Below are 13,874 nucleotides of genomic sequence, written 5' to 3' on the forward strand. Positions count from 1 at the left end.
CGCTGCCGAGGTCAGGCTTGGGAGGAAATTAGCTGCCGTAGACGTCGAACGAGAAGTAATTGTCGTTGATTTCCTTGTATTTTCCGTTGGCGCGCAGCGCGTCGATGGCGGCATTGAACTTGTCGGCCAGCTCCTTGTTGCCCTTCTGCAGGGCAATGCCGACGCCCGGCCCGTGAATGGCCGGGTCGGCGGTCAGTGTGCCGAGCAATTTGCAGCAGGCGCCGTCGGGCTTCTTCAGCCATTCGGTCAGGATGATCGAGCCGTCCATCATCGCGTTGAGCCGGCCATTGGCCATGTCGGTGCGGGCGTCGTCGCCGGTCGGATAGGCCTTGACGGTCGAGCCCGAGTATTTCTTCTCGGCGAAATTCTGGTGGATGGTGGCGCTCTGCACGCCCAGCACCTTGCCTTTCAGATCGTCCGGCGACGTCCCGGCGACGGTCGAATCCTTCGGCACGGCGATGGCCGGCGGCGTCTGGTAATATTTGTGGGTGAACTCGACCTTCTCGGCGCGCTCCGGCGTGATGGTGATGTTGATGATGGCGTCGAACTTGCCGGCCTGCAGCGCCGGAATGGAGCCATCGAAATCCTGCACGGAGAACTCGCACTCGGCCTTCATTTCGGCGCACAGCGCCTTGCCGAGATCGATGTCGAAGCCGCCCAGTGTGCCGTCCGAATTGGCATAGTTGAAGGGCGGATAGGCGCCCTCCGTGCCGATCCTGAGTTTCTCGGCAGAGGCAGCACCGGTGGCAAGCAGCAGAGCGGTGGCAGCGGCAAGCACGAAACGACCGAAAAGACGCATGTTCTGGTTCCCCGTTGACCAAAGCAATTCCAGGGAAAGTGTGGGCGGTGTCCCCCCAGGAATTGCGCAAAAACAAGATAGAAGTCTACGGTCTTTGCGATGCGCGGCGGAGACGGAAACGACATGCTCTGCGGCGATCACGGCGCGGCGGCTGCCCTGACTGTGAGGTAAATTACATATTGATGATGTGCGCGGGCAGATGCTGAATTGAGACAGGCAGTTCAGCCCTTGTGGCGGTCATGGGAGGACCTCAATGGACCAGCAGGAATTCGTGCAGGAAGCCGCGCAACGGCGCATCGACGAAGACATCGCCAAGCGCGTCAAGGTTCACCAGGCCAACATCGAGCGTCTTGAAGCCGCGAGGGAAAGTGCCGGCAATCTCGAGGCCGCCGTCGCCAACCGCCCGCTGGTGATGCTGGCGCAGGGCGATTCCTGGTTCGACTATCCGCTGACCGGCAACGGGTTTCCCTTTGTCGACACCGATGTGATCGCGCAGCTGCGCCGGATCGGCTCGATGCCGCCGACGATCCTCAACCTCGCTCATCACGGCGATGCGGCGACCGACGAGATGTCGCTGCCCAAGCAGCAACGGATGATTTCAGCCTTGCGCAACAAGGCGAACTGGCTGGACGGCAAGCCCGACGCCATCCTGTTCTCGGCCGGCGGCAACGACATTGCCGGCGACCAGTTCTGCATCTTCCTCGACTTCAACGACGGCCATGCCGCCGGGCTGAACAAGGACCGCTTCGCAAAGGCGCTGGGCATGGTCGAGGCCTGCTATCTCGATTTGTTCGCTCTGCGCGACCGCGTCGCGCCTGGCGTGCCGATTTTCGGCCATTGCTACGATTTTCCAATTCCGAACGGCGCGCATCCATCCTGTGCCGGTCCGTGGCTGAAGCCGTCGCTCGATTTCTGCAACTGGTCGGTGGCCAAGGGCACGGTCATCGTTCACGCGGCGCTGGCGGCATTCCGGGATGTGGTGAAGCGTCTGGCCGACGAGCCGCGCAACAATTTTCACCTGGTCGACACGCAGGGAACGCTGAAGGTGGCCGACTGGGCCAACGAGCTGCATCCCGATCCCGCCGGCTTCAAGAAGATCGCGCAGAAATTCGCCGACGCCCTGAAGGCGAAACTGCAGACCTGATGATTGGATAGGCGCTCGACGCCGCCCAAGGCCGTCGAGTTCATTTGGCCCCGAACAGGTCCTTGGCTTGCTCTGCCGTATAGTAGCCAAGCCGGACATCCTCGGCGACCAGTTTCGGATCGCGCTGACGCGGATCGCCATAGCCGCCGCCGCCCGGCGTGCCGACGCGCACGCGGTCGCCGGCCTTGAGTGCGATGTCCTGTTCCTTGGACAGATGCGGCGGCACATGTTCCTCGCCGCTGCGAAACACGGTCACCGTGTTCACCGCGCCGTCCTTGCCGCCGAGCGCGCCCTGCGGGCCGAAGCGGCCATGATCCATGACGAAGGATGCGCGCGCCTCGCCGCGCAATATCTCGACCTCATAGGCGAGCCCGAAACCGCCGCGCTGCTTGCCGGCGCCGCCCGAGCCTTCGCGCAGGGCATAGTGGCGATAGAGCACCGGAAACGCCTGCTCCATGATTTCGACTGGCGGCGATTTCGAAATGCCGATGGTAGAGCAGCCATTGGTCAGGCCGTCATGGCCGGAATTGCCGCCATAGCCGCCGCCGGAGATCTGGTACATGACATAGTCGCGGCTGCGCACCGGATCGTTGCCGCCGAGCGCGAAATTGCCGCTGGAGCCGGCCGGAGCCGCCGTCACCTTGTCCGGCAGCGCCTGCACCATCGCCGCGAACACCGCCTCGGCGATGCGCTGCGAGACTTCCGCCGCACAGCCTGAAACCGGTCGGGGATATTTGGCATCGAGGAAAGTGCCTTCAGGCCGCTTGACGATCAGCGGCTCGAAAGCGCCGGCGCTGATCGGCACATCAGGGAAAATATGGCGCATGGCGAGATAGACCGACGACAGTGTCGTCGCCAGCACGCTGTTCATCGGCCCGGCGCAGGGCTTTGACGAGCCGGCAAAATCGAACGTCAGCGTGTCGCCCTTCTTCTCGACGGCGAGCGCGATGGTCAGCGGCTCGTTGACCACGCCGTCCGAGTCCACAAAGGCGGTCGAGCGGTAAATGCCGTCGGGAATGGCGGAGATGTTGGCACGCATCTGTTCGGCGGCGCGGCGACGCAGTTCGGCAATCGCTTCGACAACAGTTTCGTCACCGTAACGATCCAGGATTCCGTTGAGCCGGTCCTGGCCGATCAACAGTGCCGCGGCCTGCGCCCGGATATCGCCGATGCGCTGGTCGGCAACGCGGATGTTGGAGCAGATAATGGCGTAGATTTCCGTGTCGAGCACGCCCTTCTTGAACAGTTTTACTGGCGGCAGCCGCAGCCCTTCCTGCTCGACTGCCGTGGCCGAAGCGGAGAAGCCGCCCGGCACCGAGCCGCCAATATCGGGCCAATGGCCGGTATTCGATAGCCAGCAAAATATCTTGCCGTCGCGATAGACCGGCATGGCGAAACGCACATCCATCAGATGCGTGCCGCCGAGATAGGGGTCGTTGACGATGTAGATGTCGCCGGGTTCGGGGGCCAGGCAGCGGCCGTCGGCGATCATCTCGATCACCGTCTTGGTCGAGTACTGCATGACACCGACGAACACCGGCAGGCCCTGGCTGCCTTGCGCGATCAGCGAACCGTCGACGGCCGAATAAATGCCGTCGGAGCGGTCATTGGCCTCGGCGATGACAGGCGAGAAGGCGGCGCGCGAGAAGGTCAGGTCCATCTCGTCGCAGACTTGCTGCAAGGCCGCCTGGAGGACCGAAAGCGTTATGGCGTCGAGCTTTTGCATCTCAGGCCTCGCCGATGTCGATGATGATGTTGCCGTCGGCGTCCGAACGTGCGCGGTCGCCGGGTTCAAGCACCGTGGTGGCGTCCATCTGTTCGAGGATCGCCGGCCCCTCGATGACGGCATCGAGCGGCAGTTTTTCACGTGCATAGACAGGCGTGTCGTGCCAGCGGCCGGCGTACCAGACTGGCCTTGTCTCGCGCAGCGCCTCGTCAAGCGTCTTGGCGCGTCCGGCCGGGTCGATCAGTCGCGATAGGTCGATCGCCGGCCGCACGCCGGTCACCGAGGTGTTGAGGTTGACCAGATTGGCGCGGATTTCCGGCAATTCGACCTTGAAGCGGGCGAAATAGGCCTTTTCGAACAGCGCCTGCAGCTCGCTCCGGGTCACCGAGGACGACGGCAGCGCCACGTTGATGATGTGGGTCTGGCCGACAAACTGCATGTCGGCGGAATGGGTGACACGGATCGTCTCCGGCTTCACCGCTTCCTTGCCGATCAGCTCTTCGCCTTCGTTTCGGTGCCGTTCCAATACCATATGGAGCTGGGTTTCATCGAGCACAGCGACCGGCTGGTTGATGGTGTTGACGAAGTCGTGGCGCAGATCGGCGACGACGCAGCCGAGGGCGTTGGTGATGCCCGGACGCGCCGGCACCAGCACACGGGGCAGACCGAGTTCGCGCGCCAAAGCGGAGGCGTGCAGCGGTCCGGCGCCGCCAAAGGCAAACAGTGCGAAATCGCGCGGATCATGGCCACGCGACACCGAGACCATGCGGATGGCGCCGGCCATTTTCATGTTGCCGAGCCGCAGGATTGCGCCCGCCGCCTCGACGCCGGAGAGCCCGGTGGCCTTGCCGATTTTGTCTTCGAAGATACCGGTGACGCGCTCGACGGTGACCGGATTCTCGACCGCCAGCAGCTTTTTCGGCGCCAGCCGCCCGAGCACCAGATTGGCGTCGGTGATGGTCGGCTCGGCGCCGCCGCGGCCGTAGCAGATCGGGCCGGGATTGGCGCCGGCACTTTCGGGGCCGATCTGGATCAGCCCGGCCGCATCGACGCGGGCGATCGAGCCGCCGCCGGCGCCCACCGTATGCACTGCCACCATCGGCACATGGATCGGCATCGCATATTCGATCTCGATCTCGTTCGAGACGGCGGGCTCCGCGTTGCGGATCAGCGCCACGTCAGTCGAGGTGCCGCCCATATCGTAGGTGACCAGGTTTTCGAAGCCGGCGCGCTTGCCCGTATAGGCGGCCGCGATGACACCCGAGGCCGGGCCCGACATCACGGTTTTGGCAAATTCGCGGGTGACGAAGCGGGCCGAGATCATGCCGCCATTGCCGTTCATGATCAGGAAGTCGCGGGCATAACCTTTGGCCGCCAACTCCTTGCGCAGCCGCTCGACATAGCGTTCGAGGATCGGCTGCACCGAGGCGTTGACTGCGGCGGTCACGCCGCGCTCGAATTCGCGTGCTTCCGACAGCAGCGCATGGCCGGTGGTGATGTAGCCATTCGGCCAGAGCTCGGCGGCAATTTCGGCAGCGCGCCGCTCATGCCTGGGGTTGGCATAGGAGTGCAGGAAATGGATGACCAGGGATTCGCAGCCGGCCGCGATCAGCGCCCTCACCGCCGCGCGCATCTCCGGCTCGTCGAGCGGCGTGCGCACCGCGCCCGATGCCTCGACACGCTCCGACACTTCGAGCCTGAGGTCGCGCGGGATGATCGGCACGAAGCTGCCGGTCATGCCATAGGGCTGTGGCCGTGTGCGGCGGCCAAGCTCGATCACATCGCGAAATCCCCTTGTCGTGATCATGCCGGTTTTCGCCAGCCGGCGTTCCAGCACCGCATTGGTGGTGGTGGTCGTGCCATGTACGATGAGGTCGATGCCGTCTATGGCAAAGCCGGTGACGCCAAGCGCTGAAACCACGCCGAAAGCCTGGTTGTCGACCGTGGTCGGCGTCTTGGCGATATGCACTCGCCCGCCGTCCTTGCCGTCGATCAAAATGAGGTCGGTGAAGGTGCCGCCGACATCGATGCCGGCAACGACGTTACCCAGGGAATCCGGTTGCTGCACCGAAAAATTCTCTTTCATTGTCGAAACCCGAAATGGCAGGACTACGAATACGCCGCAGTTTGGAAAGCTGTTTTAGTGCGGTATCTTGACACAAATATCGTTTGTATACTAATAAATTTCGGACACAAGAGCTTACCGCTTTGGAGTGTGTGAACGGCACGCCGGGACCTGAATGGTTCGGGCGCGCAGGAAATGGTTTGGCGCCCGCATATGTGAGTGGGCAAGACAGAGTTGGATTTGATGAACACCACATCCGCATTCAACACCGCCGGCGCCCGTCCGCTGCAGTTCCCGATTCCGGCCAATGTCTATGCCGAAACCGTCGTCTCGGTGAAGCACTATACCGACCGGCTGTTCTCGTTCCGCATCACCCGTCCGCAGTCGCTGCGCTTCCGCTCCGGCGAGTTCGTCATGATCGGCCTGCCCAATGCCGAAAAGCCGGTGTACCGCGCCTATTCGGTGGCAAGCCCGGCCTGGGACGAAGAGCTGGAGTTCTTCTCGATCAAGGTGCCGGAAGGCCCGCTGACTTCCGAATTGCAGAAGATCCAGGTCGGCGACACCGTCATCATGCGCCAGAAGTCGACCGGCACGCTGGTCGTCGACGCGCTGACCCCGGCCAAGCGGCTGTTCATGATTTCGACCGGCACCGGCATTGCTCCCTTCGCCAGCCTGCTGCGCGATCCCGACACCTACGACAAGTTCGACCAGCTCATCCTGACCCACACCTGCCGCGATAATGCCGAACTGGTCTATGGCCAGGAACTGGTGGCGGGGCTCGAGAACGATCCGCTGATCGGTGAGCTGACCGGCGGCCGCGTCACCCTTTACAACTCGACGACCCGCGAAGAATCGGCGCGCATGGGTCGCATCACCGCGCTGATCGGCTCCGGCAAGTTCTACGCCGACCTCGGCATCGAGAAGCTCAATCCGGAGACGGACCGCATCATGATCTGCGGCTCGATGCACATGCTGAAGGACGTCAAGGAACTGGCCGAAAGCCTCGGCTTCCACGAGGGCTCGCTCAGCCATCCCTCGAGCTTCGTCGTCGAACGCGCTTTCGTAGGCTAATATCTGCCGGCGCTTCGGCGCCGGCGCTCTCGGATCGATGTTTTGACCATACGGTCAAAATTCAGCTGCTTTCGCCGCCTTTTTCCGATATGACCGCTTGAAGGACTCGTGAAGCATCGATTCACGGGCTATCTTCGGCGTGTGTCGCCCGAAGCTGCTTTGTGGCCCGGGAACAACGACACGCACCACGACGTAAAATCGTCGAGCGAAAGGGCAGGAGATGAGCAGCACAATCCGCGAAGCCGATCTCGGCGCGTCCAAGGTCACGCCGCTGCCAGCGCGGGCGGCAGCCAACACCCCTGTCCCACAGTCGCATGGTATAGCCCGCAACACCGGCATGCGGCTTGATCTCGGCTTCATGGAATCGGTGCGCTCCGTCAACCGCTCGGCGCTGGAACGCCGCGTCGCCAGCCTGACCAAAAGGCGCTCGATCAAGGCCGACAACCAGGCGGCATGGCTGCTGCGCGCCGTCTCCTGCATGGACCTGACGACGCTGAACTCCAACGACACCGAAGAGCGCGTGCGCCGTCTTTGCGCCAAGGCGATCAATCCTTTCCGCCGCGACATCGTCGAGGGCCTCGGCATAGAGGGCGCAAAGATCCGCCCGGCGGCTGTCTGCGTCTATCATCCCTTCGTGGCGACGGCCGTTGACGCGGTGCGCGGCACCGGCATCCATGTTGCCGCCGTCTCCACCGCTTTTCCGCACGGCCTCGCACCGCTGTCGACGCGCCTGCAGGAGATCGAGGCCTCGGTGCGCGATGGCGCCGACGAGATCGACGTCGTCATTCCGCGCGGCCTGGTCTTCGGCGCCAAATGGCAGGAACTCTACAACGAGATCGTCTCGATGCGCGAAGCCTGCGGCGATGCGCATCTCAAGGTCATCCTCGGCACCGGCGACCTCGCCACGCTGCGCAACGTCATGCTGGCCTCGATGGTGGCGATGATGGCCGGCGCCGATTTCATCAAGACCTCGACCGGCAAGGAAAGCGTCAACGCCACGCTGCCCGTCGGCCTCGCCATGGTGCGCGCCATCAGGGCCTATTTCGAGGAGACCGGCTTTCTCATCGGCTTCAAGCCGGCCGGCGGCATTTCCACCGCCAAGGCCTCGCTCGACTGGCTGGTGCTGATGAAGGAGGAGCTGGGCCGGCCATGGCTGGAGCCCGACCTGTTCCGCTTCGGCGCTTCGAGCCTTTTGACCGATATCGAACGTCAGCTCGAGCACCACCTGACCGGGCACTATTCGGCCAATCATCGCCACGCGATGGCGTGAGCTCCCACCCTCCCCCTTGTGGGGAGGGTCGCCGCGCAGCGGCGGGGTGGGGGTCAGGAAACCAGATCCGCAGTCGAATGAATCGAACAGACAGAAATTTACCCCCACCCCGATCGGCTTTGCCGATCGACCCTCCCCACAAGGGGGAGGGTGAAGGAGGCACCACATGAACATCCTCGAACGCTATCACGCCATGGAATACGGCCCGGCGCCGGAAGCCCGCACCGAGGCCGATGCCTGGCTCGCCGCGCGCGACTTCGGCAAGGCGCTGTTCATCGACGGCGCTTGGAAGGCCGCCGCCAGCGGCAAGACTTTTGACACCAGCGAACCGTCCTCCGGCAAGCTGCTGGCCAAGGTCTCCGATGCCGGCGCCGCCGACATCGACGCAGCCGTTGCCGCCGCCACCAAGGCGCTGCCGAAATGGTCGGCATCCTCGGGTTACCAGCGCGCGAAGGTGCTTTATGCCATCGGCCGCGCCATGCAGCGGCATCAGCGCCTGTTCGCGGTGCTTGAGACAATCGACAATGGCAAGCCGATCCGCGAAAGCCGCGATATCGACGTGCCGCTCGCCATCCGCCATTTCATCCATCATGCCGGCTGGGCGCAGGCGCTGGACAAGGATTTCCCTGGCCATAAGGGCGTCGGCGTCGTCGGCCAGATCATCCCGTGGAATTTTCCGCTCTTGATGCTGGCCTGGAAGATCGCGCCGGCGCTTGCCGCCGGCTGCACGGTGGTGCTGAAGCCGGCCGAGTTCACGCCGCTCACCGCCATCCTGTTCGCCGAAATCTGCGAACGCGCCGGCGTGCCGAAGGGCGTCGTCAACATCGTCCAGGGCGGGCCTGAAGCGGGCGTCGCTATCGTCAACCATCCCGGCATCCAGAAGATCGCCTTCACCGGCTCGTCCGAGGTCGGCAAGATCATCAGGAAAGCCACTGCTGGGTCGGGCAAGAAACTGTCGCTGGAACTCGGCGGCAAGTCGGCCTTCATCGTCTTCGAGGACGCCGATCTCGACAGCGCCGTCGAAGGCCTGGTCGACGGCATCTGGTTCAACCAGGGCCAGGTCTGCTGCGCCGGGTCGCGGCTTCTGGTGCAGGAAGGCATTGCCGAGGCCTTGATCGCCAAGGTCAAGGTCAGGATGAGCCGGCTGCGCGTCGGCAGCCCGCTCGACAAGAACACCGATATCGGCCCGCTGGTCGACGCCACACAGCTCGACCGGGTCAAGGGCCTGGTCGCCGAAGGGGCGAAACAGGGTGCCGTCTGCTGGCAGCCGGATGCAGCACTCCCGTCTTCCGGCTATTACCATCTGCCGACACTCGCCACCGGTGTTTCGCCGGCTAACATATTGGCGCAGGAGGAAGTGTTCGGCCCGGTGCTGGCCACCATGACCTTCCGCAACACCGAGGAAGCGATCGAGCTTGCCAACAACACGCGTTATGGTCTGGCCGCCTCGGTGTGGAGCGAAAACATCAACCTCGCTCTGCATGTCGCGCCGCAGCTGAAGGCCGGCGTCGTCTGGGTCAACGGCACCAACATGTTCGACGCCGCCTGCGGCTTCGGCGGCTACCGCGAAAGCGGCTTTGGTCGCGAAGGCGGGCGCGAGGGCATGTTCGAATATCTCGCGGCAAAGCTGCCGCTCGGTCCGGTGATCAAGCCGGCGACGTCTTCCGCGCAGCCGGTCGAGCAATCGGACGGCGGCGCCATCGACCGCACGGCAAAGCTGTTTATCGGCGGCAAGCAGGTCCGCCCGGACGGCAATTACTCGCTGGCGATAGCCACTGCCAAGGGCAAGATGGCCGGCGAAGTCGGCCTCGGCAACCGCAAGGATATCCGCGACGCCGTTGCTGCCGCCCGTTCCTGCAAGGCCTGGCCGGAGGCTACCGCCTACAACCGGTCCCAGGTGCTTTATTACCTCGCCGAAAATCTGTCCGGGCGTGCCGCCGAATTCGCTGCCCGTCTCGCCGAACTGACAGACGCCAAGGCCGCCCGGGAAGAAGTAGAACAGTCGATCGAGCGCCTGTTCCTCTATGCCGGCCTCGCTGATAAGTTCGAGGGCAGAGTGCATCAGCCGCCGGCCCGCGCCGTCACGCTCGCCCTGCACGAGCCGGTCGGCGTCGTTGGCATCGTAGCACCCGACACCGCGCCGCTGCTCGGTTTCATCTCTCTGATCGCCCCAGCCCTTGCCATGGGCAACACCGTGGTCGCCGTGCCGTCGGAAAAATACCCGCTGCTCGCCACCGATCTCTACCAGGTGATCGAATATTCCGACGTTCCGGCCGGCGCCATCAACATCGTCACCGGCCGCACGGCGGAACTTGCCGGCGTTCTGGCCAAGCACGACGATGTCGACGGGCTCTGGCTGTTCGCGGATGCCGACACCTGCGCCAAGGCGGAGGCCGATTCCATCGGCAATCTCAAGCGCGTCTGGACCGGCAACGGCCGCAGCCTCGACTGGACGTCCGACGAGGCCGCAGGCGATGCCTTGCTGCGCCGCGCCGTCGAGGTCAAGAACGTCTGGGTGCCTTACGGCGACTGAGGATTCGTGTTCCCGTCTTCGGAGCGGACCGTCGGGCTTGACGCCGGAAATAATGTTCTTTAACGAGAAAAAACATTTATCGGGTTGGGCGCAGGCGGCACAATGTGCTCGCCTGGCACAATGCATCGCGACCGTCTGCCGGTAGAAAGCCGGTTGATCGCAAACGGACGGAGGAGAAGACGAATGGCGGATCTGGCAGGCAAGGTCGTTGTCGTCACGGCGGCGGCGCAAGGCATCGGCAAGGCGAGCGCGCTGGCCTTCGCCAAGGCAGGTGCCGTCGTCCATGCCACCGACATCAACGAAGCGCTGCTGGCCGAACTCGCCAAGACCTCTGGCATCAAGACCCGCAAGCTCGACGTTCTCAACGATGATGCGGTGGCATCGGGCTTTGCTGAAATCGGCCGCGTCGACGTGTTGTTCAACTGTGCCGGCTTCGTCCATTCCGGGTCGATCCTCGAGATGAAGGATGCCGATCTCGATTTCGCCTTCAACCTCAATGTCCGCGCCATGATCCGCACCATCCGGGCTGTGCTGCCCGGCATGCTGGAGCGCGGCGACGGCTCGATCATCAACATGTCTTCGGTTGCCGGCGCCGGCAAAGGCGTTCCCAACCGCTTCGCCTATGGCGTCACCAAGGCGGCGGTCATCGGCCTGACCAAGGCGATTGCCGCCGACTATGTCGGCAAGGGCATTCGCTGCAACGCCATCTGCCCGGGCACGGTCGAAAGCCCGTCGCTGCAGGACCGTATGCATGCTCAGGGAGATTACGATGCCGCCCGCGCGGCCTTCATCGCCCGCCAGCCGATGGGCCGCCTCGGGACGCCCGAAGAGATCGCCGATCTTGCCGTCTATCTGGCCGGTGCAACCTATACGTCCGGGCAGGCTTATAATATCGACGGCGGCTGGTCCATCTAGATCCCGAAACCGCAGGTTTCGCGTCAGCAAAAGTGGTCTGGCAAATCATGGATGATCAGGATCGCCAAGTCTGAAAATCCTACCCTGCCAGGCGCCTGATGTGGCACCTGCGCTTGGCCGAGGTCGGATTCGATTGCTAAGGTCCGCCTCAGACTGTTGTCGCTTGGCGGAGCGAGTTTGAAAACGGCCTTGGGCCGCAATTTGGAGAGCAAGATGAAACTGCTGCGCTATGGCGAGGTTGGGAGCGAGCGCCCCGGCCTGCTCGATGCGGATGGAACGATCCGCGATCTTTCAGGCCATGTCCCTGACATTGCCGGCAAGACGCTCGATCCGGCGTCGCTCGAGACATTGTCGAAGCTCGATCCGAAGTCGCTGCCGGCGGTGTCCGGAAAGCCCCGGCTCGGCCCTTGCGTTGCCGGCACCGGCAAGTTCATCTGCATTGGGCTGAACTATTCCGACCACGCCGCCGAAACCGGCGCCACCGTGCCGCCGGAGCCGATCATCTTCATGAAGGCCAGCTCGGCCATTGTCGGTCCCGACGATGACGTGCTGATCCCGCGCGGCTCGGAAAAGACCGACTGGGAGGTCGAGCTCGCCGTGATCATCGGCAAAACGGCGAAATATGTCAGCGAGGCCGACGCACTGGATTATGTCGCCGGCTATGCCGTCGCCCATGACGTGTCCGAGCGCGCCTTCCAGGCCGAGCGCCAGGGCCAGTGGACCAAGGGCAAGAGCTGCGACACGTTCGGCCCGACCGGCCCGTGGCTGGTCACCAAGGATGAAGTGGCCGACCCGCAGAACCTGAAAATGTGGCTGACGGTCAACGGCAAGACCATGCAGAACGGCTCGACCAAGACCATGGTCTACGGCGTCGCCTATCTCGTCTCCTACCTCAGCCAGTTCATGTCGCTGCATCCCGGCGACATCATCTCCACCGGCACGCCTCCCGGCGTTGGGCTTGGCATGAAGCCGCCGGTGTTCCTGAAGGCCGGCGATGTGGTGGAGCTCGGCATCGAGGGGCTCGGCCAGCAGAAGCAGACCTTCAAGGCGGATGTCTAGCCGCCTCTTCTCTTAAGTCTGCTTGCTCGAGGGCTGGCGCTCGCGTCAGCGCCAGCCGAGAGCCGGCGCGACGTGCTTCAGGATCGCCTCGATGACATGGGCGTTGTACTCGACGCCGAGCTGGTTGGGGACGGTCAGAAGCAGCGTGTCGGCCTCGGCGATCGCTTCGTCCTCTTTCAGCTGCTCGACCAGCACATCAGGCTCGGCTGCGTAGGTACGTCCGAACACGGCGCGTTTTTCGGGTTCGATGTAGCCGAAATGGTCCTCGCTGTCGTTGCCGCCGAAATAAGCGCGGTCACGGTCGTCGACCAGCGCGAAGATGCTGCGGCTGACCGAGACGCGCGGCTCACGCGCATGGCCGGCTTCCTTCCACGCCGCACGGAAGGCGCGGATCTGTTCGGCCTGCTGGACGTGCAGCGGCTGTCCGCTCTCGTCGAACTTCAGCGTCGAGCTTTGCAGGTTCATGCCGAGCTTGCCCGCCCATTCGGCGGTCGCGTTGGTGGCGGCGCCCCACCAGATCCTGTCGCGCAGGCCGGCCGAGAACGGCTCGAGGCGCAGCATTCCGGGCGGGTTGGGAAACATCGGCCGCGGATTGGGCTGCGCAAAACCTTCGCCACGCAGCACGTTCAGGAAAACCTCGGCATGGTTGCGTGCCATGTCGGCGTCGCTCTGGCCTTCCAGCGGCACGTAGCCGAAGTAGCGCCAGCCGTCGATCACCTGCTCCGGCGAGCCGCGGCTGATGCCGAGCTGCAGCCGGCCGCCGGCGATCAGGTCGGCAGCACCCGCATCCTCGGCCATATACAGCGGATTCTCGTAGCGCATGTCGATGACGGCGGTGCCGATCTCGATGCGGCTGGTGCGGGCGCCGACTGCGGCTAGAAGCGGATAGGGCGAAGCAAGCTGGCGGGCAAAATGATGGACGCGGAAATAGGCGCCGTCAGCGCCAAGCTCCTCGGCCGCCACCGCCAGGTCGATCGACTGCAAAAGCGCATCGGCGGCCGAGCGCGTCTGCGATTGCGACGAGGGCGACCAATGGCCGAAGGAAAGAAAGCCGATCTTTTTCATGCGCGCATCCTGTTCATTGCAGGTCCCTACTTCGTCGCCCGTGCGATTGGGTTCAATCGTATCTGACGCAACGCAGTGTCAATGGCGCCGACCCTTGACGGTTTCGCGACCATACCCATCGGCATGCAAAGCACCAGGATTGTCTATTTGTCAGAGCCAGCGAATATCGAACCGGCATCTGGCGCGCCGCTTTTTGGGCCAAATGAACCAAGGAAAGGCGATGTGCC

10 protein-coding genes are annotated in these 13,874 nt (G+C 63.7%); 6 read left to right on the top strand and 4 right to left on the bottom strand.

The features are described from left to right. Positions 1–28: 28 nt before the first annotated feature. Complete coding sequence (locus ACYHH6_RS06280; RefSeq protein ID WP_352582563.1) at positions 29–799, bottom strand: ABC transporter substrate-binding protein; 771 nt, start codon at positions 797–799, stop codon at positions 29–31. 253 nt (positions 800–1,052) lie between these two features. On the opposite strand from ACYHH6_RS06280, the gene ACYHH6_RS06285 reads away from it, so the two are divergent. Continuing rightward, positions 1,053–1,943 carry an SGNH/GDSL hydrolase family protein gene (locus ACYHH6_RS06285; RefSeq protein WP_352582561.1) on the top strand — a complete coding sequence of 297 codons (891 nt, stop codon included), beginning with the start codon at positions 1,053–1,055 and terminating at the stop codon, positions 1,941–1,943. Between the two features lie 40 nt (positions 1,944–1,983). On the opposite strand, the gene ACYHH6_RS06290 is transcribed toward ACYHH6_RS06285, so the two are convergent. After that, positions 1,984–3,669, bottom strand: coding sequence for a hydantoinase B/oxoprolinase family protein (locus ACYHH6_RS06290; protein ID WP_352582559.1), 1,686 nt, complete (start codon positions 3,667–3,669; stop codon positions 1,984–1,986). Between the two features lies 1 nt (position 3,670). Next, positions 3,671–5,755: a hydantoinase/oxoprolinase family protein gene (locus tag ACYHH6_RS06295; protein ID WP_488500410.1), complete on the bottom strand. Its 2,085-nt coding sequence runs from the start codon at positions 5,753–5,755 to the stop codon at positions 3,671–3,673. A 222-nt stretch (positions 5,756–5,977) separates the two neighbouring features. On the opposite strand from ACYHH6_RS06295, the gene ACYHH6_RS06300 reads away from it, so the two are divergent. The 5 genes from ACYHH6_RS06300 to ACYHH6_RS06320 all read left to right on the top strand — a co-directional run bounded on the left by ACYHH6_RS06300 (position 5,978) and on the right by ACYHH6_RS06320 (position 12,582). After that, on the top strand, positions 5,978–6,805 hold the full coding sequence (locus tag ACYHH6_RS06300; protein ID WP_352582555.1) for a ferredoxin--NADP reductase: 828 nt from the start codon (positions 5,978–5,980) through the stop codon (positions 6,803–6,805). 220 nt (positions 6,806–7,025) lie between these two features. Further along, positions 7,026–8,075 (top strand): deoxyribose-phosphate aldolase, encoded by a 1,050-nt coding sequence (gene deoC, locus ACYHH6_RS06305; RefSeq protein ID WP_352582553.1) that lies wholly within the window; start codon positions 7,026–7,028, stop codon positions 8,073–8,075. A 166-nt stretch (positions 8,076–8,241) separates the two neighbouring features. Further along, on the top strand, positions 8,242–10,608 hold the full coding sequence (locus ACYHH6_RS06310) for an aldehyde dehydrogenase family protein (RefSeq protein ID WP_352582551.1): 2,367 nt from the start codon (positions 8,242–8,244) through the stop codon (positions 10,606–10,608). A 183-nt stretch (positions 10,609–10,791) separates the two neighbouring features. Then, the gene (locus tag ACYHH6_RS06315; protein WP_352582549.1) at positions 10,792–11,523 is read left to right on the top strand and encodes an SDR family oxidoreductase; all 732 of its coding nucleotides are present in this window, start codon (positions 10,792–10,794) and stop codon (positions 11,521–11,523) included. A gap of 213 nt (positions 11,524–11,736) precedes the next feature. Continuing rightward, entirely contained in the window at positions 11,737–12,582 is an 846-nt protein-coding gene (locus ACYHH6_RS06320; protein ID WP_192255150.1) for a fumarylacetoacetate hydrolase family protein, read from the top strand. Positions 12,583–12,627: 45 nt separating this feature from the next. Here the strand turns inward: ACYHH6_RS06320 and ACYHH6_RS06325 are convergent, their stop codons facing one another. Continuing rightward, positions 12,628–13,647, bottom strand: coding sequence for an LLM class flavin-dependent oxidoreductase (locus tag ACYHH6_RS06325; protein WP_352582547.1), 1,020 nt, complete (start codon positions 13,645–13,647; stop codon positions 12,628–12,630). Positions 13,648–13,874 lie beyond the last annotated feature (227 nt).

This window comes from Mesorhizobium sp. P171375, assembly GCF_057786075.1.